Source organism: Haloarcula amylolytica JCM 13557 (genome assembly GCF_000336615.1).
Lineage (GTDB): Archaea > Halobacteriota > Halobacteria > Halobacteriales > Haloarculaceae > Haloarcula > Haloarcula amylolytica.
Genome location: NZ_AOLW01000015.1, coordinates 554,112 through 579,431 on the forward strand (window position 1 = coordinate 554,112; position 25,320 = coordinate 579,431).

The following is a 25,320-nucleotide window of genomic DNA, read 5'->3' on the forward strand; positions in this document are numbered from 1 at the left end:
CTACAGAGAACAGCCCATCTGGTCGCTGTCCTGTGGGATGGTCGTCTCGTCGGCGCTGATGCGGGCGAGCGGTTCGCCGGGCATGATGGCCGCGCCCCAGTTGTCGGCCCACTCGTCGGTCGTCGGGATCGGGTTCGCGACGGTCATCGCCGACCGCGCCTGGTTGTTGTACTCCTGGAAGGTGTAGCCGTTCTCGCCTTTCGGCGTGTCGGTGACGGTCATTCCTTTCAGAGCATCGGCGATGTCGGCCCCGTCGGTCGACCCACTCTCCTGGATGGCCTGGTGAATCGCCGACGCGCCCGTGAACGTCCCCGCGGTGAAGAGGTCCGGGACGACGCCATAGGCGTTGGTGTAGCTCTCGACGAACGCGTCGTTGATCGGGTTGTCGTACTGGTTCCAGTGGTAGCGCGTCGTGAACGGCCCGAGCTGTGAGTCCCTGATTTTCTCCTCGGTCAGCGGTTCGCCGAGCACGCTCTGCATCGTCCCGCCGACGACGTTGTTGGTGATTCGGGTGGCGAACCCCCCGAACACCCGATAGGAGTAATCGCCCGAGAGGAAGGCGTTGAACATCGCCGGGAGCGTCGCGACGGTGAACCCGCCGACGACGCCCTCGGCCCCGGCCTCCTCCGCATTGTCCAGCAGCCCATCCCACTCGGCGTATCCCTGTTCGACGAATCGCTCGCCGACGATCTCGACGCCTTCGGCTTCCAGTACGTCCCGGTAGTTGTTGACGACCGCGCGGCCGAAACTGTAGTCCGCGCCGAACAGATAGACGCTCGATACGTCCGTCTCTCTGGCGACGTACTTCCCGCCCGAGCGGGCGTCCATCGCGGTGTTCTCGCTCGCTCGGTAGACGAGGTCGCTACAGGTCTCGGAGTTGGACGTGATGTCGGCCGACGCCGCCGGACCGAGCATGATGGGGACCTGCGCCTGATTGACGACCGTCGTGACGACGCGGCTGGCGACTGCTGAGGACGCACAGCCGGCGAGCATGTCCACGCTCTCGTTCTCGACGAGGTTCGTCGCCGCCGTCTGGGCCGTGTCCGCCGAGAACTCGGTGTCCCGTATGAGCAGGCGATACTCTGTGTCACCGGCGGTGATCGTAACCTCGCCGCTGCCGGGGTCTGTCGGCGGATCGGTATCACCCTTGTACGCCAGCCCGGAGAGGAACCCCCACAGCGACTGGTCGCCGTAGTACTTCAGGTCGCCCGAGCGGGGCTGAAGGAGGCCGATACTGACTGTCTGCGTCGAGCCACTGCCGCCCGATTCGCCGTTCGTGCCACTGTCCGTCGTGCCGCCGTCCGAATCGTCCTGTTCAGTCATGGATGAGTCGTCACTGACACAGCCGCTGAGCCCGACAACACCGGCACCGAGCGCGCCGAGAACGCGCCTCCGTGTAGCCGTGTTCTGCATAACAGATTATCGTAGATTCGCCGACTACATAGTGTGCTGAGTTAACATGTTAACGCGGCGAGACAGACCGCAATTCTCGTCCGTACCGGGACTGTCACAAAACTGGCCGTAAACGGTCTGTACCGTTCTTTCCTTGGCGAATTATGCGATCACACCGATTTGACTATCTGCTACGTAACTGCTTCAGTAACTGTCAATCGATATATTTCAGCGGTCACCCACGTTAGTAACGCCGGAATGATAGAGAGGACCAGTCCAAGGGCCACAGCGAACTGTGTGTCCGACGAAATAGAGTAGATATCTGCGACAAAGGTCCATCAGAGAACTGTTTATCAACCCGACCAGAGTTCGGACGAAAATACGCCGCTATTCGCTGTCCCAGTCGCACTGCGGGTAGTTAGAGAATTTCGTGGTCAGTGTATCGATGCAGGATACCGAGGATGACCACCCACGGCAAGGTCATTCCGACGGTGATTGAAATCAGAAACCCAATCTGACGGTTCACACCGAGGAAGTCAAACAGTTCCATTCCTCCCGCAAACCCCGCAAAAATGAACACGCCGAGGAATACGGCAACTGGTAACAGGATAACTCCAGCAAGCAACCGTCTTGCGAGCCGACGGAACGGTACGAATATGATTCGTAAGAACAACCCGAATACCGTTTTGAAAAGCATCTCAAGAGCCGGTATGGCTCTTCTAGACGATGATTCGTCTTCTTCAGCAGTCATGATTATGTTGTCTTTGCTTTTGTATAAAAATATCTTTGGTCGAAATATTTGTCTGACCGGTCCCCTCCTAACCACTCGTATCGAGTCCGGCCGTGGGAATATGATTTAAGCAGGTCACAATCTCGGAATCATGCATGGAAGTAACCCTTACTCTATCCGTCTGGGTGGAACCAGCGGTCACCACCCAGCAACACAGATATGCGGACAGTTCAGGATTCGTTTGACCGGCATTTGCTGATTCATATCTCAGCCCACGCAATCGGTGTTGTCTTGTATCGATGTCGCTCTCACGAGTGTCAGTTATGCAGTAAAACAACGCTAAGGCCTACAGTGGGAGCTAGGTACGGCCGTTGTGACAATTGCACCCAGCTGTCATTCTGGACAGAGTAGCGAACAGGCCGGCGGGAACACCGAACTCAGTCCTCGATGTCATCAAGCGCTTCGACGACGCGTTCGATCATCTTGCGCTCGCCGCGCCGGAGGTTCTTCGAGACGGCGGGTTTGGACACGCCGAAGTCCTCGGCCAGCGACCCCAGTGTCGCGTCCCGGGGTGACTCGAAGTAGCCTTCGGAGACGGCGGTTTCCAGCGTCTCGCGTTCGGTGTCCGAGAGGTCCCGACAGCCGTCCACGAGCGTCATCGCCGCGCCGGCGTTCTGGACAAGGTCCTGAAGCTGTGGGAGCGTCGTCGACGTGCGCTCGACCACGTCGTACTCGTTGTCACGGTCAAGCTCTGAGAGCGTCGTGTCGGCGTCGCGGCCGCGGTCGAAGCCGACGTGCCAGGTTTCGCTGCCCGCCTCAATGTGGAACGGACCGGTGATGTAGCCGCCGTTGTCCCGGATGGTCTGCATCGCCGCCGTTTCCTCGATAGTCGTCCGGATGTGGGCGGCGTTGTCCTCGCGGCGCAACAGCGCACAGTCGTTCATGTTCTCGTGGGCTTGCAGACTGTCTAGCCCCGTATCGAGTATCCCCGCGTCCTCGGCTTCGACAACCATCCGCGTCTCCAACTCCCGCGCACGCTGGTCGAAATCCCAGTGTACCGCTGCAAAGGCGACGTCGTGGTCTGCCGTCGTGTCGATGAAGGGACAGTCGTACTGCTCCATGTCCAGGGCGATATCTATCATTGGCAGTCCACTGTATCCTGTGTGATTCGTGTGATACGGTAAAGAACCCCACGATTAATAATAACTATTTCCCGAAACCGAGTTCTTCACGAACGTCTATCCCTGATACACCGTTTCAATAGTGTTTTAGGGCTCGGTTCTGGAGGAAGTGGTATGACTTTGCACGCCAGAGAGATAAACCAGGACGTACGGGAGTTGGGTGCGCTCCTGGGCGAAGTGCTGGAAGCACAAACCTCGACCGAGGCGTTCGAAACGGTGGAAACCATTCGAACGTCGTGTATCGACTACCGGCGCGGTGACGCCGAGACGCGGGACGAAGTCCACCGGGCACTGAACCGACTGAACCCGGAGACCCAGGATATCGTCGCACGCGCGTTTACGACCTATTTCGAACTTATCAATCTCGCCGAGGAGCGCGAACGGGTCCGCGAAATCCGAGAGGGGAGCCAGGAGGGTGTACTGGCCGACAGCGTCGAGGAAGCCGTCCGGGACCTGGCCGAACGCGGCGCGGACCCGGAGGAGTTCGAGCAGGTGCTCGAAGACGTTCTCATCCAGCCGACGTTCACGGCCCACCCCACCGAAGCCCGCCGGAAGACGGTGAAGGCGAAGCTCCGGTCGGTTGCCCGTGACATCGAACGACTCGACGAGCGGCGACTCACCGAACGCGAACAGAAGCGTATCGAGCGGAACCTCGACGCCGAAGTGACGAGTCTCTGGCAGACCCCGCAGGTCCGGGACCGCCGCCCGGAGGTTACCGACGAGGCGCTGAACGTCCAGTGGTACCTCGAAAACGTCCTGTTCGACGTTATCGACGAGGTGTACGACGAACTCGAACACACCCTCGAAGACGTGTACGACGAGGACATCGACATCGACACCCTCTACGAGTTCCGCTCGTGGGCCGGGTCCGACCGCGACGGCAATCCGTTCGTCACCACCGAGGTGACCGAGGAGACGCTGGAGCGCCAGCGCGACACCGTGCTGCCGCTGTACCGCAACAAGCTCAAGGAACTCTCCGGCGTGCTGAGCCAGGACGCCTCGAACATCGCGACCGACGCGCTGTTCAACGAGCGACTGGACCGTCACAAGTCCAGGCTCCCCGGCATCGCCACGGAGGCCGAGGAACGGTATCCGGACGAGCCCTACCGCCAGAAGCTCCGGCTGATGCGCGAATCCGTCATCCGGGTCAGCGACGTTCGCCAGGGCGGCTACGAGAACGACGAGGAACTGCTGACCGACCTCCGCGTCATCGCCGACAGCCTCCGTGAAAACGACGCCGAGGTCATCGCCGAGGCCCACGTCGACCCGCTGATCCGCAAGGTCGAGACGTTCGGTTTCAACCTCGCCAGCCTCGACCTGCGCGACCACCGGAAGATGCACACCGATGCCATCGCCGAATCCGTCGAGCGCGAGGGCATCGACTACGCCGGCATGGACGAGGACGAGCGTGTCGAGTTCCTGACCGAGGCTATCCTCCAGGACAACCCCGTCATCGACATGGAAGACACCGAGGGGCTCTCGGAGGACGCCACCCGCGTCCTCGACCGCTTCCGCGCGGCCGCCGACTGGCAAAACGAGTTCGGTATCGACGCCATCGACACCTACGCTATTTCGTGGTGTGAAGAACCAAGTCACGCGCTAGAAGTGCTGTTCCTCGCCGACCAGGTCGACATCGTCGACCTGCCCGGCTACTGCGGGTTCGACGTGGTTCCGCTGCTGGAATCGGAGTACGCCCTTTCCGGAGCCCGCCGCATCATGGGCACGCTGTTCGAGAACGAGGCCTACTCTCAGGCCCTTGAGGCCCGGGACAACATCCAGGAGATCATGCTGGGGTACTCCGACTCGAACAAGGAGAACGGCTTCCTCGCCGCCAACTGGTCGCTGTACAACAACCAGAAGCGGCTGGCGGACATCACCGACGACTACGACGTGGAGATGCGCCTGTTCCACGGCCGCGGCGGCTCCATCTCCCGCGGCGGCGGCCCGATGAACGACGCCATGTTGGCCCTGCCAAACGAGACGGTGACCGGCCAGATAAAGTTCACCGAGCAGGGCGAGGCCATCGCCGAGAAGTACGCCAACCACGACATCGCCGAGCGCAATCTCGAACAGATGCTCAACGCCCAGATCCGGGCGCGGAAAAACGCAATCGAGGAACCCGTCGAGGAGATCCCCGACGAGTGGGAGGAGGCGATGGAGACGGCGTCCGACGCCGCCCGCAACGAGTATCAGGACCTGCTCGAAACGGACGGATTCGTCGAGTTCTTCGAGCAGGCGACGCCGATCACTGTTATCGAGAACCTCAACATGGGCTCGCGACCGGCCTCCCGAAGCGAGGACCGCAGCGTCGAGGACCTCCGGGCCATCCCGTGGGTGTTCTCCTGGACGCAGGCCCGCTGTATCATCCCCGGCTGGTACTCCATCTCGACCGGGCTGGACGCCTACCTCGAAAACGGCGGCGACATGGAAACGCTACAGGAGATGTACGAGAACTGGCCGTTCTTCCGGACGAAGCTCGACAATGCGTCGCTGGCGCTCGCCCGTACTGACCTCGAAATCGCCGAGGAGTACGCCGACCTGGCCGACCCCGAACTCCGCGAGCGCATCTACCCGCGTATCGTCGAGGAGTACGAAGACACCGTGGAGAAGGTGCTCGAAATCACCGGGCAGGACGGCCTGCTCTCGCGTGAGTGGCTGCAGGAGAACCTCGAGCGCCGGAACCCGTACGTCGACCCGCTGAACCTGTTGCAGGTCCGCCTGCTCAAGCAGTCCCACCGGACCGACACCGAGCGCCGGACCCTGCGGCTGACCGTCCAAGGTATCGCGGCCGGGATGAAAAACACCGGGTGAGGCACTGAGCGACACCGGGTGCGGCATCGTGCGAACGACTTACTACAAAAGTAGTACCCATCGAAGGATTTAGGCGTCTTCCCCCGGAGTAGCCGGTATGGCACTCGAAACTGTTCTTCTTGCAGTTGGACCAAACGACGCCGACCGAATCGACGAACTCGCCGACGCCGTGCTCGATATCGCGAGCCCGGCCGGCGCGACGGTCATCGTCGCACACGTATTCACTGACGACCAGTACGACGGTGTTGTCGACAGACTCGAATTCGAGTCGACCGGCGAAGCCGACCCCGACGAGGTCGCCGACCGCCACACAACCGTCCGGGAACTCGTCTCGCGGTTCGACGACGCCGGGCTGTCGACACAGGTACGCGGTGCCGTGGGCAACCACGGCGAGCAGATCGTCAGCCTCGCCGAGGCCACGCAGTCGGACCTCGTCGTCGTCGGCGGCCGCAAGCGCTCGCCGACCGGGAAGGCCGTCTTCGGCTCCACCGCACAGGAAGTCATGCTGAACGCGCCGTGTCCGGTCACGTTCGTCCGCGGCGAGGACTAAGACCGCAGAAAACGAGTTTTTTCAGTTACTCCACCAGCGCGGCTTCGAGGAGTTCGAGCGGATGTCGGATCTCGTAGCCGCTGCCGTGTTCCATCTGCATCGCGCAGGTCGGACACTCGGTCATGCCGGTTTCGCCCTCAGCGTGGTCCATGTGCTCGAACATCTCCTCGCCGATCTCCATGGACTTCTCGTACTTCTCTTCCTTCCAGCCGTAGGTCCCCGAAATGCCGGAACAGGAGTCGCCCACGTCTTCGACTTCGACGCCGTCGAGGTCGCGGAACAGTTCGACGGCCTGGCGGTCGAGTCCCTGGTTGCGTGAGTGACACGGGGCGTGGTAGGCGAACTCCTCGGCGAGGTCGCCGTCAACGTCTGCCGCCTGCACTTCGCCCTTGAGGTCCTCGTGGATGCGGAGGTACTCGACGGCTTCGAAGGTGTTCTCCGCCACTTTGTCGATACCGTCGATGTCGAACAGCTCGGGGTACTCCTGTCGGAGCGCCATCGAACAGGAGGTACAGGAGGCGATTGCGTGGTACCCTTCGTCGACGAGTTCGGACATCGACGAGACGTTCGTCTCGGCGTGGCGGCGGGCGTCGTCGAGCATCCCGTTTGCGAACATCGGCGTCCCGGAACACTTCTGCTCGGGTGCGACGACCTCGTAGCCGAACTCCTCGAACACCCGGACCGTCGCCTTGCCGACTTCCGGCGTGTTGTAGTTGGAGTAACAGCCGTGGAAGTACGCAACTTTCTTATCGGCGTCCTCGGGGAGTCCGCGGCGCTTGCGGGCGGCTCTCGCGTTCTCCCGCGACTGGACCTGACCGCCGCGGTCGGCCCACCAGTCGCGGAAGGTCTGTTTTGCGAAGGCGGGGAAGTCACGCTCGCTGGTGATACCCATCGTCTTCTCCATGACCCAGCGGGCCGGCCCGAAGTTCATGGCGAAGTTCGCGAGTCGGGGGACCTTGCTCGCCAGGAACGCGGAGGTGCGGTAGTTCGCGAGGATGCGGTTGCGGATGTACTCGACGGAGAGCTTGTCCATCTGCTCGCTGACGTACTCCCCGCGGGCGGTGTTGTGCATCTGGCTGAGCGGGACGCCCGACGGGCAGGCGTTGTCACAGCGCATGCAGTTCGAGCAGTCCATCACCGAGTCGTCGATCTCGTGGTCGTCGTCGGACTGCTTGAGCCGCCACTGTTCGGGGCCCTGGAACTTCGGGCCGGGGAAGTCGTCGTCGACCTCGGCGACGGGGCAGTTCGTGTCACACGTCGAGCATTTGTAACAGGAGTCCGCGCCGGGTCGGAGGTCGAAGTCGTCGCTGTCGGGGAAGACGTCGACTGGTTCGAACTCCTCGCCTGTGTTCGGTGCTACCGGGTCAAACTCTGTCTCTGGTGGGGTTTCAGCGTCACTCATCGTGCCTCCTGTGCGGCGCGCTGGCCCGCCGCGTAGCCTGTGGCAATCGAGACGCCGCTGCCGGATTTCTCGGCGGCGAAGTCGTAGCCGCCCAGCACGGAGCCGGCAGCGCGCAGATTCTCGAACTCGCTGTCGTCGCTCGCATCGAGGGGTCGCAGGTCGTCGTCAGTCGCCACGCCGTAGCGGGCGAACTCGTGGTCGCCGAACAGTTCGCCGTCGAACCAGTCGTAGCGGTCCGCGGCGTGGGGGACGTGGCAGTCGAACACCGGCTCGTACACGCCCTCGCGGTCGGACTCGACGCCCTTGCCGACGAAGCCACCGGTCGCGAGAACGTACTGGTCGGCGCTGTTGGGTATCTTCGCGCCGTTCTTCTCGATGAATACCTTCTCGATGCGGTCTTCGCCCTCGAAGTCGACGACCGGATTCCCGGTTTCGATGCTCGCGCCGGCTTCGTCCAGCGCCGAGAACAGCGCGTCCTCCAGTCGGAGGCCGGGCAGCGACGGCGGCCCCATCGGCACCTCGAACACGTCGACGCCGAGGTGGTCGCTCAGCGAGTCACGGATAGCGCCGGGATTGTCGTCGCCGAGAATCGCCGGGAAGCCGACCCGCTGTTCGTCCTCCAGTAGCGGGTTCACGCGCTGGGCAAGCGCCTCGCGGGCTGGGACCATTCGCCCGCGGACTGCCACCTCGCTGTTGGTATCGAGCAGTTTGGCATAGCGCGTGACCTTCGCGTCCGCGCGCAGGTCGCCCGGGAACCGGATCGTCTCGCCGCGCACGTCAAACGGGACGCCCGTCGCGTCGAGATGGGCAGCGACGTGCGGGGCGTCGAAGTCGACCATCTCCTCGATGCCGACCAGCAGCGTGTCCCGGGTGTCACTGGCGAGGCCGGCGCTGGCCCCAGCCGGGTAGCGTGCGGTCGGTTTGATGCTGCCGCCGTGGGTCGGCAGGAGCGCGTTTGTGTCCGTGTGTTCGCCCTCGTAGGTCGGGACGGCGTCGTCGAACAGCGCCATCGCGTCCCGGACCGTCCCGACGCCTACTTTCCGGTACGGATGCTCCGCTGGCAACGACGGAATCGCCTCGTAGGGGTCGGTCAACGGGCCGTCGCCGTCGGGCGTGTAGCCGAGCACGTCGACAAGGCCCGACGCCTGCCGGAGCGTGCTCTGTTTGTAGGAGACCAGTCGCACGTCAGCTCCCTCGCGGGCGGCCGCCAGCGCGCTGGTCAGCCCGCCGAGGCCGCCGCCGATGACGAGTACCTCCGACTCAATAGCCATTTGTCCCTCCGTCGGCAGCGACATCAGCGCTGTCGACGCTGCCGCCTGTCTGTCCGCGGCCCGAATCGAACGCCGAGAAATCCACCGGGTCGCCGTCAGCCGGGTCCTGGTCGCGGTTCTGCGTGGTGGCGTGCAGCGCGTAGTTCAGTGCCGCCTGGGAGAGCTGTTCGCCCCAGAGGGCGTGTCGTTGTCCCTTCCAGCGCTCCTGTAGCAGCTCGTCCCAGGCCTCGCGGACGACCGGCTCATCGTACTCCGAGTGGAGTTCGCTCGCCATCCGGTGCGAGCAGAAGCCACCCTGACAGTTCCCCATCGACGCGCGGGTGCGGATGCGGACGGCGTTGAGGTCCGAGCCGGACCCCTCGATAGCGTCCTGAATCTCGGCGCGGGTGACGCCCTCGCACTCACAGACCGTCGGGTTCGGCCCGTCGGTTTTGAGTACCTCGTCGGCGCGGGAGCCGAGCCGTTCGACGCTCCGGCGGCCGATCGGCGAGCGAAGCCCGAACTCGTCCATGTAGTCCCGGAGCACCGAGAAGTCCTCGCTGCCGGGGAGCGGTTCGTCGGCGGTCCGGCAGTCGGCGTCGATGCCGAACTTCCCGCAGACGTGGTCGGCGATCTGCTCGCCCATCATCCGGTAGGTGGTGAACTTCCCGCCGACGATGCTGGTCATGCCGGGCAGGTCGTCGCGCTCGTCGTGGTCGAGCAGGAAGAAGTCCCGCGTGATGTCTGTCGGGTCGTCGCTGCCGACGTCCGGCGGTTCGTACAGCGGGCGAACGCCCCAGAACGAGCGGATGGTTCGCGCCTCGTCGAGCATCGGAATCAGCTCCGAGAGGGTGTCGATCATCATGTCGACTTCCCACTGCTCCTCGGGGTAGTCCTCGGGGTCCTCGACTTCCTCGTCGGTCGTCCCCAGAATCGCGGTCGTCTCGTGGGGCACGACGATGTCGGCGTCGCCCTTGGGCCGACAGCGGTTGATGACGGTGTCGACCTGGCGGATGTTCATGATGGTCATGACGCCCTTGGAGGGGCGGACTTCGATGTCGAGTCCGGCCATGTCGCCGATGCGACCGGCCCAGGCTCCGGTTGCGTTCACGACGTAATCGGCGCGGATCTGTTCGGTTCCGCCCTCCGTGCCGTGGACGCGTTTCCCGGGGCCGGAGTCGTGTTCGACTTCGATACCGACGACCTCCCCGCTCTCGACGAGGAGGTCAGTCACTTTGGAGTGTGTCTCGATGCGTGCGCCGTGTTCCTGTGCGCTCGCGGCGTTCGCGACGACGAGTCGGAACGGGTCGATGGCCCCGTCGGGGACGCTGATTGCCTTGTCGATGTCTTTCGCCAGGTGGGGTTCCATCGCCCGAGCCTCCTCGCCGGAGACGACTTCCGCGGGAATCCCGCACTCCTCACAGCCGCTCAGTTTCTTCTGGAAGTACTCTTCGGAGTCCTCCGGCCGCTTGACGAAGAGGCCGCCAGTCATTTCGACGCAGTGACTGGCGATATCCCGGAGAACGCGGTTCTCCTCGATACACTCGGTCGCACTGGCCTGGTCCGAAACGGCGTATCGCCCGCCGCTGTGGAGCAGCCCGTGCATCCGACCGGTGGTCCCGTGGGTCAGATTTCCCTGTTCTACCAGGGTCACGTCGAGCCCGCGCATCGCGAGGTCCCGCGCGATGCCCGCCCCAGTCGAGCCGCCACCGATGACGGCGATGTGTGGTGTCGGTCCCATCTATCTTTCCGTGGGTTTGGAGCGCATACACTTCACTTTACCGTTGCTGGTGCTTGGGCAGTAAATTTTCTATGTAATCATGAGGAATCCCGGTGACACCCACTGTTAATCGGAAACGCACACCACATTATTTTTCACTGATTGGTCAGGGCAGTGGTTGAACATATTCTCTCAAATTCGAGAGATAACTCCACATTTTCAATTACTGACGTACTACAGACGACGTTGCAGGATAGAAACCGCGCTCACGGATTAATTATCACTCCTACCGTTTCGACAGTAACTATTATATATTTTGATAGTGGACTATTCCCGAGAACGTGTTGGCCGTTCGGCCAACGGGATCGACAATGAGTAAATGGAACCCACTTGATTCAGAAGACGGCCCGCCTGACGGGGAACGCACCGACGGCGGCGTCACAGAGGGGCGGGATGGAAACGAGTCGGAGACTGAACCGCCGTCAGCAGAAGCCCTCCAGAAGGACACAGAGACCGAAAACGACCCTGAACGGGCGGAGCTGGAAGCACGATGTGAGCAACTGGCGGCGGAACTCGAACAGGAGCGGGCGGAACGTGAAGCGCTCGAAACCGCTGTCGCCCGTCTCACTTCTGTTGCCAGGGCGAACGCCGACGGCGACCTCACTGCGAAACCGGGGCAGCCACCAGCTGAGGCAGCTGAGCCGCTGTACGACGCATACAGTGAACTGCTCCGGGAATGGACCGACACTGTCGACCGGATGGCGTCGTTCAGCGAGCAGGTGACTGCCGCAACGGAACAGGTCGACACCCGTCTCGGGTCGGTCAAGTCCGCCAGCCGGGACGTGAGTGGCGCTGTCGGAGAGATTTCGACCGGGTCGGACGAGCAACGCGACGAGATACAGTCGATCTCCGACGAGATGCGGAACCTCTCGGCGACGATCGAGGAGATAGCGAGCGCCGCAAACGAGGTCGCGGACACGTCCAGCGAAGCCAGCGTTCGAGGCGAATCCGCACTGGAGTCGGCGTCCTCGGCGATGACGACGCTCGACCGGTTGACCGACAACGCCGAAGCGACCGTCGACAAGGTCGAGCGACTGAACGACCTGCTGTCGGACATCGAGGAGATTGTGGGTTTCATCACGGACGTCGCGGACCAGACCAACATGCTGGCGCTGAACGCCAACATCGAAGCGGCCCGAGCAGGCGAATCCGGCGACGGGTTCGCCGTCGTCGCAGAGGAGGTCAAATCGCTCGCGACCGAGACGAAGGAGGCGACCGACGAGATCGCAGCCTCCATTCAGGAGGTCCACGAACAGGCCGACACGACGGTTTCGGAGATGTACGATACGCGGGAGAGTGTCGAAGACACCCGCTCGTCAGTCGCCAGCGCGCTCGACGAACTGGATTCCGTCGTCTCGATGGTCGAAGAGGTCGATTCGAGCGTCCAGGAGATCGACGATGCGACGGATACGCAGGCTGATTCCACGCAGGAAGTGGTGTCGATGGTCGACGACGTCGAGGACATCAGCGCCCGGACAGCCGAAGAGGCGGCTATCGCCGCCGACGCCGCAGCGGACCAGACGACGGAACTCGCGGAGGTCTCGACGCGGGTGTCGACGCTCACCGAGCGGGCCGAATCACTGGACGCGTCGCTGGATTCCTTCGAACTTGCGACCGGTTCGGCGGCAGCGAACACGGACGGAACCGTCGTCGAGTTCTGGCACGCGATGGGCGGCGAGAAAGCGCTACTGCTTGAAGAGCTCGTCCGCGAGTTCGAATCACAGACCGAGGGTATTAGTCTCACACTGCGGTCGAAAGGGAGCTACCGCGGGACCCTCGACGCAACGCTGAACGCCGCCGAAAACGGCGATCCGCCCGCGATCGCACAGATCTTCGAGATCGGCACTACGCGTGCGCGCGACAGTGGACACTTTACGCCAGTCGAGGATCTCCTCCCCGCAACCCACATCGACTCGCTGCTCGACCCGGTGACGAACTACTACCGCTTCGACGGGACGCTCCACTCGCTCCCGTTCAACGCGTCGAACCCGGTGATGGCGTACAACCGCGACGCGTTCAGGGCGGCGGGGCTCGATCCCGATTCGCCGCCGGAAACCCTCGCTGACGTGCGAAGCGCGGCCGAGCAGCTCGTCGACGGGAAAGGCGTGGATACAGGTATCACGTTCGCGAACTACTCGTGGTTCGTCGAACAGTGGTTTGCCGAGGCTGACCAGCTCCTCGTGGACCAGAACAACGGTCGGTCCGGGTCGCCAACGGAGAGCCATCTCGACGGGGAGTTCGCCCACGACTTATTCGAGTGGTGGAAAGGCCTCGAAGCGGACGGACTGTACCACGACCCCGGCATCGAAGCCAGAGGAGCCGCTCGGACCCACTTCGCCGAGGGGAACGCTGCGATGCTGATCGGCTCGACATCGTCGCTGAACAGCATCGAAAGCAGCGCTGACTTCGACGTCGGAACCGGCCGGTTCCCCGTCCTCGACGACCGGACCGGCGTACTCGTCGGCGGCGCGTCCCTCTGGGTCGGTGATGCGGTTTCCGAGGCCGTGCACGACGCTGTCGGCGAGTTCCTCACATGGCTCACCGAACCGGCCCAGCAGCGACGGTGGCACCAGGAAACCGGGTACTTCCCAGTGCACGCCGATGCGATCCCACAGCTCCGGTCGGCGGACTGGTTCGAACAGAACCCACACTACAGAACGGCGTTCGACCAGCTCGTCGACACACGCGACACCACGGCGACACGGGGCGCACAGATCGGTCCGTTCGATACGGTACGAACGATCATCGAAGACGCGGTCGACAGTATGGACGGGCCCGACTCGGTCCCGTCCGCGCTCGACCGACTCGACACACAGGTCACGAAACAGCTTGAGCGGTACGATTCCGACCGGTAGCGCCGTCCCGTCCTTTCTTTACTAGCCAAACATCACCATTAGTAATCTTTATAATGGTTCACTATGTTGTTTACTGGCAAGGTGGTAGCTTTCATAAATAAGCTACCTCCACCACGGAGAACACAACAATGGCAGACACATACGTTGGCGCGATCGACCAGGGAACGACTGGCACTCGCTTCATGGTGTTCGACCATAGCGGCCAGGTCGTTGCGAACGCCTACGAGAAGCACGAACAGATCTATCCGGAGCCCGGCTGGGTCGAACACGACCCCGTCGAAATCTGGGAAAACACGCAGGAAGTCGTGACCAAGGGGCTTGCGGATGCAGGTGTCGGTGCCGAACAGCTGGAGGCACTCGGCATCACGAACCAGCGTGAGACGACGATCGTCTGGGACAAAGAGACCGGCAAGCCGGTCCACAACGCGCTGGTCTGGCAGGACCGCCGAACCACCGACCGCGTCGAGGAGATCCAAGAGGAAGACAAGGTCGAGTGGATCCGGGGTAAGACCGGGCTGGAATGTGACGCCTACTTCTCGGCAACCAAGACCGAGTGGATCCTCGACAACGCGGAGCCGCTCAAGATGCAGAGCTCGCGCGGCGCTGACCTCCGCGAGCGAGCCGAAGACGGTGAACTCCTGATGGGGACCATCGACGCGTGGCTCATCTACAAGCTCACCGGCAACCACATCACGGACGTCTCGAACGCATCGCGGACGATGCTGTACAACATCCACGACATGGAGTGGGACGAGGAACTCCTCGAAGAGTTCGGCGTTCCGAAGTCCATGGTTCCGGAAGTCCGCCCGTCCTCCGACGAGAGCCTGTACGGACACACCGACGCGGACGGCTTCCTCGGAGAGGAAGTCCCCGTCGCGGGTGCGCTGGGCGACCAGCAGGCCGCGCTGTTCGGCCAGACCTGCTTCGACAAGGGTGATGCGAAGAACACCTACGGTACCGGCGCGTTCTATCTGATGAACACTGGTTCCGAGGCAGTCGCCTCGGACAACGGCCTGCTGACGACGATTGGCTTCCAGATGTCCGGTGAGCCCGTCCAGTACGCGCTGGAGGGCTCCATCTTCATCGCCGGCGCAGCTATCGAATGGCTCGAAGACGTCGACCTCATCAACAACGCCGCCCAGACGGCGGAACTGGCCCGCTCGGTCGAATCGACCGACGGTGTCTACATGGTGCCGGCCTTCACGGGGCTCGGCGCTCCGCACTGGGACGGCCGCGCCCGCGGGACGATTGTCGGTATGACTCGCGGAACGCGAAAGGAACACATCGTGCGTGCGACTCTGGAATCCATCGCGTACCAGACCCGCGACCTCGCGGAAGCGATGGAGGAAGACTCCGGTGTCGAGATGACGACGCTGCGAGTCGACGGCGGCGCAGTCAAGAACAACTTCCTCTGTCAGCTCCAGTCGGACATCATCCAGACGGATATCGCCCGCCCGCAGGTCGACGAGACCACCGCGCTGGGGTCGGCCTATGCGGCCGGCCTCGCCGTCGGGTACTGGGACACCGTCGACGAACTCCGCGACAACTGGCAGGTCGACAAGGAGTTCTCGCCGGAGATGGACGCCGAGAAGGCAGACAAAATGTACGATCGCTGGGACGACGCCGTCGACCGTGCCCGCGACTGGGCTCAGGAGGAATAACAGATGGCAATCGCATTCGGACTCACGGCGGTCGATATGCTCGTCCTCGCCATCGCGGCGTTCGCAGGCGGGGCATTCGGGGCCTCAATCGGTGCACTCCCGGCGTTCTGTTTCACCGGCTTCATGGTGCTTATCGGAGAAGCCGGCAACGTTGTCTCCGAGTCGTTCATCGGCGGTTCGCCTGACGTCATCGCGGGTGGCGCCGGTGGGTACGGAGCCGGCATCGTCGGCCCACTGGCCTTCGGTCCCGTGTTCGGGCCACACGTCGCCTTCGCCGGCGGTGTGGCAGCAGCCGCTTACGCCGCGAAGTACGACGGAATGTACGAGCCGGACGACGGTGACTACCACCCGGCGAAGGACATCGCCTACGCCCTCGGTACCCGACCGGACGTCCTCGCCGTCGGTGGTGTGTTCGGTATTCTGGGGATGGCAATCCGGCAGACGTCCGGTGGACTCGGGATTCCGATCGACCCGCCTGCAGCAGGCGTCATCCTGACCGCTGTGATCGCCCGTCTGGTCTTTGGCTACCCGGTTATCGGCCGTGCCCGCGGAAGTGGCCTGCTCGATATGTCGCCGTTCGAGAGCGGAAAGATGCGGTCGAGCAACGGTGAAGAAGTCGCAACGGACGGCGGAACCATGGCTGCCGAGCGACCGGCTGTCGAGCCGTGGCTGCCACACCAGTACAAGTGGACACACGTCGCAATGCTCGGGCTCATCACCGGCATCCTCGGTGCGTACATCTTCGCGAAGACCGGGAGTCTCTTCCTCCCGTTCGGTATCTCAGCAGCGAGTCTGCTGTTCCTGAACCTCGGCGTGGAGAAATTCCCGGTCACACACCACATGACGCTCCCAGCAACGTTCGTCGCTAGTATGGCGATGACGGATGGAGCGAGCGTCCTAGTCGCGCTCGGGCTGGGCGCATTCTTCGGTATCCTGGGTGCGCTGTTCGGTGAAGTCTACCAGCGCATCTTCTACGCGCACTCAGATACGCACTTTGACCCGCCAGCCGCCTCGATCATCACGACGACCCTCATCCTGGGCATTCTGGCACTGGCTGGAGTGTTCACGACGTCCGCAGCGATCCCCCTGCCGTAAGAACTCATACGGCTTTTTATTTACAGGTCCAATCGAATATACACACGATCTAATTTCCAAGCATGGACATCGAAGCGAGAATCAAGCGTCGACAACGCCGGAACGGTGAGCCACGGCTCATTCAGGATTACGAGTCGATCTCACCGGTCGTCCACATAGAGGAGCCGGCTGACCGCGGTCCGGTTCTCGAGCGCCTACTCGACCATCTCGATCCGGTGTTCGATGGGCAGCTTCCGCCGAACGCGTACGTGTACGGCCCCCGTGGTTCAGGGAAGTCCGCAGTTATCACGGCGCTTTTCGCCAATTTAGAACAGCTCCCGACGGAACAACAGGCGATCATTCACACGACGACCCGCGCACAGCCACCGACCTCGCCGTCGTTCGTCTACGTGAACGCCCGAGAGACCGCAAGCGAGTTCGCGTTCTACCATGCAGTGCTGGACTCGCTCGTGGACGAATCGGTGCCGGAACACGGGATCGGAACGGAGACGCTCAAATCCCGACTCCACGAACTGGTACGAGAGCAACGCACGGGCATCGTCATTGCAGTCGACCACATCAGCGAGCCGGAAAGCATCCAGGCACCGGCCCTCGTTGACCTGTTTGCTGGCTTACCGAGCAACGTCAGTTGGCTCGCTATCGGTCGCGACGACCCGTCGACAACGGAACTGACGCGGTACACCGCTGAGTCGATCAGTATCGACCGCTATCAGCGGCAGATGCTCGTCGACGTGTTGATGACCAGAACCTCGAACGGGCTGGCTCAGCAGGGACTCGATCACGGTCTGGCGAGGCATATCGCCGATTGGGCGGACGGAAACGCCCACGATGCCCTTGCCGCACTGTTTATCGCTGCGGAGTTGGCCGAGGAACGGGGCCAGGACCGCATCACACAGGCCAACGTCGACGCGGCCATCGCGGAGGTGCCCGATCCCTGTGTTTCGTTGGGGGTCGTCCTCTCCCTGCCGACGAATCGGCAGGCCGTCCTCAGAGAACTCATCGACCTGGAGGAGAGCGAACGCTCCTCGGTAACGGCGACGACGGAGGCGATTGCGTCGGCACAATCAGTCGATCTCTCGGCCGGGACCGTCAAGCGGTTTCTCTACGAGATGGCCGAGTCCGGTGTCGTCGACCGGGTCGAGGCGACAACCACCAACGGCCAGGGCCGCCCGCCGAGCCGTGTCGAACCGCGGTTCCCGCCGACGGCCTTCCGGCGACTGTACGATTTACAGCAGTAGGCCAGCGGTCCGCGGTCAGGTCGACGTTTTTCAAACGCGCTGTGACGGGTCACCTGTGCCGCCAGTCAGCGCGGACGCCAGTGCGCCACGGACTACGACGTCGTCACCGAACTGCGTCAACTGGATATCCGGAATGTTCGACATCACCATGTCGTCGAGCCGGTCCCGGATCGGGTCTAGCACCTGTTCGGGGTTGTTGAGCGCAACGGCCCCGCCGACGTAGACGACGAGGGGCGCGTACGCGTGGACGATGTTCGCGACGCCGATCGCGTTCCAGTGACAGATCTGGTCGAGAACGTGGGACGCGAACTCGTCTTCGCCGGCATATTCGAAGATATCCGCCGCGGAAAACTCCTCAGTCTCGATCGGGAGCGCCGTCTCGACGGGGTCCTCTCGGTGCAGTTGCGTGGCATACCGCGGGATGTTCTCGCCCGAGCAGTACGCTTCCCAGTGGCCGTCGTGCCCACAGCCACATGTCATGAATCCGTGCGGGTCGATGGTCAGATGGCCGACTTCCCCGGCGTTGCCGTCCCAGCCTGAGAGGATGTTCCCGTCGACAGCGACCCCGGCACCGACCCCGGAGGAGATAGTGAGGTACACCATGTCGTCGGGGCTCCGGTCCGAGTAGAACCGCTCGCCGATGACGCCGGCGTTGGCGTCGTTGTGCAGCGACACCCGCTCGCTGCCGATGAGATTCTCGACCGGCCCGGTCAGCGGAATCCGGTCGATGGTGTCGGGGAGATTCGCGGGGTTTTCGACGACGCCTTCGGCCAGGTCCATCGGACCGAAGGACCCGATACCGGCGGCAACCACGTCTGTGGGGGCGATATCGGCGGCGTCACAGGCCTGCCGGATCGCGTCGAGGACCGCCTCCGTGACCGCGATACCTGCCGGTCCACGCGGTGTCTCAGTTTTGTGTGACGAGACTATCGAACCCGTCTCGTCACCGATAACAGCCCGAATATGTGTCGCTCCGAGGTCGACCCCTGCGTAAGCGCCCATGCTGGTCGAAGGGTTGCCCCACCGATACTTAACTACACAGATTCTACTGCGGTCAGTAGTCTCGCTCCCTGCCCGAGATGTCCTCTCGGCCAACGGCCTCCTCGTAGACGACGCCGCGCTCGGAGTCTAGCGTGACGGTCGATCCGTCGGAGACAGCATCGGGCAAGTCCGCGTTCGAGATCATCGGAATCGAAAGCTCGCGGGCGACGATGGCCGCGTAGCTCGTGACGCCCTCGTGGGCGTCGATGATGCCCCCGATGCGGCTGGTGTCACCAATGAACTCGCCGTCGAACCCTTCGGGCACTGCCAGAATAGCCCCGTCGGGGACGTTCGAGAGGTCGCCCGGCGACTCTTGGGGCGGTGCTGTCGAAATCCGGTGGACGGGGCCGGTCACCAGGCCGTCGACGATGGACCGACCGCTGGCGACCGTTTCGGCCGCGACGTGGACTTTCAGCATATTCGCCGTGTTCATCCCCTCCAGTTCGGTCATCATCCCGGACAGGACGACGACCGTGTCACCGCTGTCCGCGGCTTCGGTGTCGAGGGCTGCCTGAACTGCCGTCTGGATGACGGCGTCGGCCCCTTCGGTGGTGTACTCGGTCGTTACGGGTGTGATACCCCACGAGAGCGCGAGCTTCCGGCGGACGCGCTCGCTCGGCGTCGACGCGACGATGGGGATCGAGGGCCGGTACTTCGCCGATTTCAGGGCGGTGTAGCCGGACTCGGACGCGGCGACAATCGCCGACGCCCCGATGTCGCGAGCGAGGAACCGACCGGAGCGCGCGAGCGCGTCTGTCCGGGTGTCACCGGCGTTTGGCACGCGCTGTTCCCGGGACTCGGCGTACTCCTCGCTGCTCTCGACATCGCGGATGATCCGGTCCATCGTCTCGACGACGCGGGCCGGGTGGTCACCGATTGCCGTCTCGCCCGAGAGCATCACTGCATCGGTGCCGTCAAGCACTGCGTTTGCCACGTCTGAGGCCTCCGCGCGGGTCGGCCGCCGGGAGTGGACCATCGAGTCGAGCATCTCGGTGGCCGTGATGACCGGGACCCCGGCCTCGTGACACCGACGGATGATGCGCTTTTGAATGATCGGCACGTCTTCGAGCGGGCACTCGACGCCGAGGTCGCCGCGGGCGACCATCACACCGTAGGCCTCGTCGATGATCGAATCGAGATTCTCGACGGCCCCGGCCCGTTCGATCTTGGCGATGATCGGGATGTCGACGCCGCGCTCTTCGAGCGCCTGGCTGATCTCGTAGATGTCCTCGCCGTCACGGACGAACGACGCGGCCACGAAATCCGGCTCCTTCTCGGCAGCCACGTCGAGTTCTCGCTCGTCGTTTGCCGTAATCGTCGGCAGGTCGAGTTCGACGCCGGGAACGTTGACACCCTTGCGGGCGGCCAGTTCACCGCCGTTCTCGACGGTCGCAAACACCGTGTCGTCCTCGACACGTTCGACAGTCGTCTCGATGCGTCCGTCGTCAAGCAACACCCGGTCTCCCGGCTCGACTGCGGTAATCGACTGCGAGAGGCCGACCTCCTCGGGCGTCGCGTCGTCGCCGACGACGTACCGGATGGTGGACCCCTCAGTGAGCTGAATCGGCGCGTCGATCTCCGCAGTCCGGACCTCCGGCCCCGGCATATCGAGCATGGCCGCGACCGGCTCCTCGACCGCCTCGTCTACCTCGCGGATGCGATCGATCATTTCCCGGCGGTGTTCCGGCGAGCCGTGGCTCGCGTTCAGTCTGGCAACAGACATCCCGGCCTTCGCAAGTGACGCGATGTCGTCGACCGAGTCCGACGCGGGACCGAGGGTACAGACGATCTTTGCGCTACGCATTGTGACCTCCGTCTCCGGGGAGCCACAGTTTACAGCGTTCATAGTTAATCATACCCTGCCGTTCCCCGCGAAGGGATAAGAACCTTGCTGGACGGCGTAACTACCGCGAAATCGCTTCCGTGTCGCCGCTGAGAACCGAACGGATTTCCTCGGGCGACACGACGGCAATATCACCTGGAATCGTCCGTTTGAGTGCGGCTGTCGCGGCACCCCAGGCGAGCCCGTCTGCAACGGTGCCATCGGAGAGATACTGCGAGAGGAAACCGCCGACGAAGGAGTCGCCGGTCCCGACCGGATGTGCGTCGGTCGACTCGAACGTCGGTTGCTCCGTTACAGTCCCGTCGGCAAGCGCGAGCGCCCCGTCGCTGCCACGGGTGATTACTGTTGCTTCGAACCCGTATTCGGCGGCGAGGTCCCGGGCAATCGTTTCCGCGTCACCGCTCCGGTCTAACACGACGTTCGCGTCGCGTTCGGCGACCACAAGCACGTCGACAGACGGGAATAGCTCGGTCAGGACTGCGCGGGCTTCCGCCGGCGTCCAGAGCTTCGAGCGGTAGTTCAGGTCGAGGCTCGTGGTCGTGCCCGCGTCCTGTGCGAGCGAGAGGAGGTCAGCAGTGGTCGATTCGAGCGTCTCCGAGAGCGCCGGTGTGATACCCGAAGTGTGGAATCCCGCGGCGTCCGCGATGGTCTCCGTCGGAAGCTCCCCCGGTGTGGCGGTCGTGACACTGGCGCTCTGGCGATCGTAGATAACATCGTTGCCCCGCGGTGGACTACCCTGCTCCAGATAGTAGGTTCCCTGTCGGGCGCTGTCCGAGTCGTCCCAGGCGACATCGACCGATACGCCATGGTGTTTGAGTTCTCCCGTGACTCGGCGACCGACCGGTGAGTCGGGGAGCTTTGAGGCCCACAATACATCGAGCCCAAGCCGTTGAGCAGCGACCGCGACGTTTGACTCCGCACCAGCCGCCCTGACGGTGTACTGGTCTGCGGTCTCCAGTCGCTCGTCGTCAGGTGGCGACAACCGCAACATCGTCTCACCGAACGTAACTAACTCCGTCATATCCGACGTTGCTCACTGGCTGGGTATAAATCCCGGAGAACCCGTCGTCTAACGGACCTGTTAATTACACCTTACTGGGGTGGAGGGCGTTAGCTCGTATTTTTCGTCATGGGTTATGGACAGTATAAGTTTTCTCCAAAAGTTTATGTGCTATACTAATTTAGACACGCCAGTATGGATTCAGGGAGAGATGGTGGTGGGCCGTCCGTCTTTAGGCGGAACCTACTCCGTTCGATTGGTGCGGCCGGACTGGCCGGACTTGCAGGCTGTGGTGGCAGCGAGGGAGTGACAGATGGGGACGGGACGCCGACCCCAACGCCAGTTGGAAACTTTCCGGTGTCCGGGGATTCGGTGACGTTCGGTTTCAACGTCGCTTCCTCCGGGGCGTACTCAACGGCCGGCAAGCAGGAGCTCCGAGGTTTCAAACTCGCGGTCAAGCACATTAACAACGGTGGTGGGTGGGTAACGAGCGAGCAGTACGAGTCACCGCTGGACGGTGACGGACTTCTCGATAAGGATGTCGAATTCGCTGTCGAAGACACGGGTGGCAGTTCAGATACCGCCCGGAGCAACGCACAGCGGCTTGTTGATAGTGAGGAGGTGATTATGCTTGCTGGCGGAACGTCCAGCAATTCCGGCCTGGCCAATCAGGAGGTTGCCGCGCAGAACCAGGTCGTGTATATGGCGACGATGGCCAACGCGAACTCGCTGACGGGTATCGACTGCAACCGGTACTCCTTCCGCGAGATGTACAACAACCACATGGCGGCCAAAGCGCTGGCTCCGGCCCTCAGTAACGAGTTCGGAGACGACGTCAATTACGTCAAGATCTCCCAGGACAATGAGTGGGGACAGACGCTCCGGGATGAGATGGATACAGCCCTCGGAAATCTCGGCTGGGCACCTGTTTGGGACACAACTGCACAGGTCGGGACGACCGACTACTCTCAGTACGCAGAAGACATCGAGTCGGTCGATTTCGACGTGATCGTGCTCGGACTGGGGGGCCTCGACGCAGTAAACGCACTCAGAGCGTTCCGGGAGGAGTTCCCGGAGTCGAATATCGTCCTTCCGATAGCCTCGAAAGATATTGCCCGGACCGCAGGCGATGCGATAGAGGGTGTTATCGGGACGGTCGCCTGGAGCCCGGCAATCAACTCGCCGCTGTCTGATACCTTCCGAGAATCGTTCCGTGAGGAGTACGGCAGTTCGACGGGGACCTCGAAATCAGCGTCCCCATCAGGAGCAGCCCACATCGCGTATACGCAAACGCTGCAATACGCCAGTGCAGCCGAGCGGGCGGGAACGTTCAATCCGATCGATGTCATCGGAGCGCTCGAAGGACACGAGTACGACGCCGGTCTCGGACCGCAGACGCTCCGAGCCTGTGATCACCAGGCGATGCGCCGGGTGCCAGTCGTGAAAGGAAAGCCAGAGGTTCAGCAGTCCTACGGCACCTACTACGGCCTGATTGGGGAACCAGCGGATGTACAGTACGCATGCGACAGCGGTCCAGCGGCTAACTGCTCGCTTGGAGGGAACTAGCTATGAGTTCAGGAGACACACAGATACCAGACAGTTCAGAAAACGATTCGAACGCCTCCGGTGGGATTCTTGCAACAGTCGTCCCGGATTTCATCCGGCGAAACTTCGCACTCAAATTCGGTATCGTCCTCTTCGTTATGGCGCTGTCGGTTGGGCTCATCGGCCTTGCCGCGACAGAGCAAGTCAAGGACTACACGGAACAACAGGTTCTGAGCGACTACGAAAACGCCGCCGCACAGGAAGCTGACATCCTGTCACAGTGGGTTGACCGGAATAGGTTGTCAACACAGTTTGTCTCCTCTGACGACGTTTGGGCCAGTAGTGAGACAGACGATATCAATATCGAACTCAACAATCGGAAAGCCGCCTTGTCCGCAGATGCTGCCGACATCCATCTGGTCGAACGGAATGCCGGCCAATCCCAGGTTGTCGCCAGCACATCTAACTCACAGGTGCTAACTAACTCGGCGCTCGAATCGACGAGCAGGGCCTGGCTTACCGGTGCGAACTTCGAAACGGCAAGCGATGTCACCGTCTCCGACGTGTACCAGACGAACTCCGGCCCGGTCGTCGGCTTCGCCAGTCCTGTCGATGCCTCACAGAACCGGTATATCCTCATCGAGTACTCGCTCGACGAGATCGCGAACTCGCTTCAGGGGAACAACAGGGCCGAAGGCGGGTTCACGCAGGTCGTCAACGGATCGGCGGTCGTCATGATCGACGAACCCAGAGACGGGAGCCGCGGCCTCGGCGAAAACATGCTGCAGTCGTATAGCTCGAACAGCCCTGCCACGGAACCGATCGACGCGGCAGATGACCTCCGCTCGTCGGAGCAACAGTCCGGTGTCACCGCCGACATGCCGGCGACTGACGTACTCAACGAGCGCTACACTGTCGGCTATGCACCGATTCAGGGCACTGACTGGGTCGTTCTCGTACACGCACCCAACTCCGCGGTCTTTGGCTTCGTCCAGAACGTCCAGCAGTACGGGCTCATCGGCACGGCACTGATGGTGTTGCTCATCGCGGGTGTCGGTGCGATACTCGGGTACAACACGGCAACGTCCATCGACCGCCTGACCCGAAAGACGGATCAGATGCGACAGGGGAACCTCGACGTCGAGATCGCCACCAGTCGTATCGACAATATCGGCCGCCTGTACAGCGGGTTCGCTGATATGCGCGACGCGCTCAAACAACAGATCAACGAGGCCGAGCGCGCACAGAAAGAGGCGGAGGTATCCCGCGCCGAAGCCCTTGAAGTCAACAAATACCTCCAGAAGAAGGCCGAAGAATTCTCCGACGTGATGGAGGAAACGGCCGCTGGAAACCTCACCGAGCGGATGGCGACCGACGGCGAGAACGAGTCGATGGACCGGATCGCCAGCGAGTTCAACGGCATGGTCGACGAACTCGAAAAGACGATCGGTCAGCTCAACAGCTTCGCCGACGAAGTCGCGGAATCCGGAGATGTCGTTCTGTCGAGTGCCGAGTCCGTCCGTGACGCGTCCGAGCAGGTGGCCGAATCCACACAGAAAATCTCCGACGACGCCTACGACCAGAAGGACCGCCTCGCGACCATCTCAGAGGACCTCGATACCCTCGTGGACACGCTCGAAGAACTGGAAGCGGACAATCCGGACATCGACCTTGGTGACTCGCTCGAGCGGTTCCGGACGGTGGCGACGACGCTACAGTCGGCAGCCGAGACAAGTGACCAGATGATGGCCGAAACCCAGACCGTGGCCGGCGCAGCCGAAGAGCAGGCTGCAGAACTCAACGAAGTGTCCTCGCGTGCCGAGCAGCTCAAACGCTATGCGAAGCCACTCGGTGACATCCTGAACCGCTTCGAGACCGAAGCCGAACACGAGTTCGTCTTCTCTGGCGGTCCGTCACAGAGTCTGGGCGAAGAGGAAGAAGAGTAA

17 protein-coding genes are annotated in these 25,320 nt (G+C 62.5%); 8 read left to right on the plus strand and 9 right to left on the minus strand.

Features of this window, described 5'->3' with window-relative positions; genetic code table 11:
• The 3 genes from C442_RS08760 to C442_RS08770 form a co-directional block, all read right to left on the minus strand.
• The gene (locus C442_RS08760) at window positions 1-1,413 is read right to left on the minus strand and encodes an ABC transporter substrate-binding protein (RefSeq protein ID WP_008309605.1); all 1,413 of its coding nucleotides are present in this window, start codon (window positions 1,411-1,413) and stop codon (window positions 1-3) included.
• 397 nt (window positions 1,414-1,810) lie between these two features.
• Entirely contained in the window at window positions 1,811-2,143 is a 333-nt protein-coding gene (locus C442_RS08765; RefSeq protein ID WP_239642284.1) for a hypothetical protein, read from the minus strand.
• A gap of 416 nt (window positions 2,144-2,559) precedes the next feature.
• Complete coding sequence (locus C442_RS08770; protein ID WP_008309609.1) at window positions 2,560-3,264, minus strand: helix-turn-helix domain-containing protein; 705 nt, start codon at window positions 3,262-3,264, stop codon at window positions 2,560-2,562.
• A 153-nt stretch (window positions 3,265-3,417) separates the two neighbouring features.
• Between C442_RS08770 and ppc the strand changes: the two genes are divergently transcribed.
• The gene (gene ppc / locus C442_RS08775) at window positions 3,418-6,114 is read left to right on the plus strand and encodes a phosphoenolpyruvate carboxylase (protein WP_008309610.1); all 2,697 of its coding nucleotides are present in this window, start codon (window positions 3,418-3,420) and stop codon (window positions 6,112-6,114) included.
• Between the two features lie 97 nt (window positions 6,115-6,211).
• Entirely contained in the window at window positions 6,212-6,664 is a 453-nt protein-coding gene (locus tag C442_RS08780; RefSeq protein WP_008309612.1) for a universal stress protein, read from the plus strand.
• 25 nt (window positions 6,665-6,689) lie between these two features.
• On the opposite strand, the gene C442_RS08785 is transcribed toward C442_RS08780, so the two are convergent.
• The 3 genes from C442_RS08785 to glpA are packed head-to-tail and all read right to left on the minus strand — an operon-like array spanning window position 6,690 to window position 11,057.
• Entirely contained in the window at window positions 6,690-8,066 is a 1,377-nt protein-coding gene (locus C442_RS08785) for an anaerobic glycerol-3-phosphate dehydrogenase subunit C (RefSeq protein WP_008309613.1), read from the minus strand.
• Complete coding sequence (glpB, locus tag C442_RS08790; protein WP_049942901.1) at window positions 8,063-9,337, minus strand: glycerol-3-phosphate dehydrogenase subunit GlpB; 1,275 nt, start codon at window positions 9,335-9,337, stop codon at window positions 8,063-8,065. The genes C442_RS08785 and glpB overlap by 4 nt, the downstream gene beginning before the upstream one ends.
• On the minus strand, window positions 9,327-11,057 hold the full coding sequence (gene glpA / locus C442_RS08795) for an anaerobic glycerol-3-phosphate dehydrogenase subunit GlpA (protein WP_008309616.1): 1,731 nt from the start codon (window positions 11,055-11,057) through the stop codon (window positions 9,327-9,329). The genes glpB and glpA overlap by 11 nt, the downstream gene beginning before the upstream one ends.
• Window positions 11,058-11,407: 350 nt before the next feature.
• On the opposite strand from glpA, the gene C442_RS08800 reads away from it, so the two are divergent.
• The 4 genes from C442_RS08800 (at window position 11,408) to C442_RS08815 (ending at window position 17,945) form a co-directional block, all read left to right on the plus strand.
• Window positions 11,408-13,951: an extracellular solute-binding protein gene (locus tag C442_RS08800; RefSeq protein WP_008309618.1), complete on the plus strand. Its 2,544-nt coding sequence runs from the start codon at window positions 11,408-11,410 to the stop codon at window positions 13,949-13,951.
• Window positions 13,952-14,079: 128 nt separating this feature from the next.
• Window positions 14,080-15,612 (plus strand): glycerol kinase GlpK, encoded by a 1,533-nt coding sequence (gene glpK, locus C442_RS08805; RefSeq protein ID WP_008309620.1) that lies wholly within the window; start codon window positions 14,080-14,082, stop codon window positions 15,610-15,612.
• 3 nt (window positions 15,613-15,615) lie between these two features.
• The gene (locus C442_RS08810) at window positions 15,616-16,707 is read left to right on the plus strand and encodes a hypothetical protein (RefSeq protein ID WP_008309622.1); all 1,092 of its coding nucleotides are present in this window, start codon (window positions 15,616-15,618) and stop codon (window positions 16,705-16,707) included.
• A 62-nt stretch (window positions 16,708-16,769) separates the two neighbouring features.
• Window positions 16,770-17,945 carry a Cdc6/Cdc18 family protein gene (locus C442_RS08815; RefSeq protein WP_008309624.1) on the plus strand — a complete coding sequence of 392 codons (1,176 nt, stop codon included), beginning with the start codon at window positions 16,770-16,772 and terminating at the stop codon, window positions 17,943-17,945.
• A gap of 30 nt (window positions 17,946-17,975) precedes the next feature.
• Here C442_RS08815 and C442_RS08820 read toward each other — a convergent pair whose 3' ends face one another.
• From C442_RS08820 to kdgK1, 3 genes are all read right to left on the minus strand, one after another.
• On the minus strand, window positions 17,976-18,947 hold the full coding sequence (locus C442_RS08820) for an ROK family protein (RefSeq protein WP_008309626.1): 972 nt from the start codon (window positions 18,945-18,947) through the stop codon (window positions 17,976-17,978).
• A gap of 52 nt (window positions 18,948-18,999) precedes the next feature.
• A complete protein-coding gene (gene pyk, locus C442_RS08825) occupies window positions 19,000-20,790 on the minus strand; it encodes a pyruvate kinase (protein ID WP_008309628.1) in 1,791 nt (596 codons plus the stop codon).
• A 100-nt stretch (window positions 20,791-20,890) separates the two neighbouring features.
• Complete coding sequence (kdgK1, locus tag C442_RS08830) at window positions 20,891-21,850, minus strand: bifunctional 2-dehydro-3-deoxygluconokinase/2-dehydro-3-deoxygalactonokinase (protein ID WP_008309630.1); 960 nt, start codon at window positions 21,848-21,850, stop codon at window positions 20,891-20,893.
• Window positions 21,851-22,186: 336 nt separating this feature from the next.
• Between kdgK1 and C442_RS08835 the strand changes: the two genes are divergently transcribed.
• Together C442_RS08835 and C442_RS08840 are read left to right on the plus strand one after the other, a co-directional pair.
• The gene (locus tag C442_RS08835) at window positions 22,187-23,395 is read left to right on the plus strand and encodes an ABC transporter substrate-binding protein (protein ID WP_008309632.1); all 1,209 of its coding nucleotides are present in this window, start codon (window positions 22,187-22,189) and stop codon (window positions 23,393-23,395) included.
• Window positions 23,396-23,397: 2 nt separating this feature from the next.
• Complete coding sequence (locus C442_RS08840; protein ID WP_008309633.1) at window positions 23,398-25,320, plus strand: HAMP domain-containing protein; 1,923 nt, start codon at window positions 23,398-23,400, stop codon at window positions 25,318-25,320.

Coding starts and splice junctions, on each gene's coding strand:
- C442_RS08770 (WP_008309609.1), bottom strand. CDS start 3,264: ATGATAGATATCGCCCTGGACATGGAGCAGTACGACTGTCCCTTCATC.
- glpK (WP_008309620.1), top strand. CDS start 14,080: ATGGCAGACACATACGTTGGCGCGATCGACCAGGGAACGACTGGCACT.
- pyk (WP_008309628.1), bottom strand. CDS start 20,790: ATGCGTAGCGCAAAGATCGTCTGTACCCTCGGTCCCGCGTCGGACTCG.
- glpA (WP_008309616.1), bottom strand. CDS start 11,057: ATGGGACCGACACCACACATCGCCGTCATCGGTGGCGGCTCGACTGGG.
- C442_RS08760 (WP_008309605.1), bottom strand. CDS start 1,413: ATGCAGAACACGGCTACACGGAGGCGCGTTCTCGGCGCGCTCGGTGCC.
- C442_RS08785 (WP_008309613.1), bottom strand. CDS start 8,066: ATGAGTGACGCTGAAACCCCACCAGAGACAGAGTTTGACCCGGTAGCA.
- C442_RS08820 (WP_008309626.1), bottom strand. CDS start 18,947: ATGGGCGCTTACGCAGGGGTCGACCTCGGAGCGACACATATTCGGGCT.
- C442_RS08780 (WP_008309612.1), top strand. CDS start 6,212: ATGGCACTCGAAACTGTTCTTCTTGCAGTTGGACCAAACGACGCCGAC.
- ppc (WP_008309610.1), top strand. CDS start 3,418: ATGACTTTGCACGCCAGAGAGATAAACCAGGACGTACGGGAGTTGGGT.
- C442_RS08810 (WP_008309622.1), top strand. CDS start 15,616: ATGGCAATCGCATTCGGACTCACGGCGGTCGATATGCTCGTCCTCGCC.
- C442_RS08765 (WP_239642284.1), bottom strand. CDS start 2,143: ATGACTGCTGAAGAAGACGAATCATCGTCTAGAAGAGCCATACCGGCT.
- C442_RS08800 (WP_008309618.1), top strand. CDS start 11,408: ATGAGTAAATGGAACCCACTTGATTCAGAAGACGGCCCGCCTGACGGG.
- C442_RS08840 (WP_008309633.1), top strand. CDS start 23,398: ATGAGTTCAGGAGACACACAGATACCAGACAGTTCAGAAAACGATTCG.
- kdgK1 (WP_008309630.1), bottom strand. CDS start 21,850: ATGACGGAGTTAGTTACGTTCGGTGAGACGATGTTGCGGTTGTCGCCA.
- C442_RS08815 (WP_008309624.1), top strand. CDS start 16,770: ATGGACATCGAAGCGAGAATCAAGCGTCGACAACGCCGGAACGGTGAG.
- glpB (WP_049942901.1), bottom strand. CDS start 9,337: ATGGCTATTGAGTCGGAGGTACTCGTCATCGGCGGCGGCCTCGGCGGG.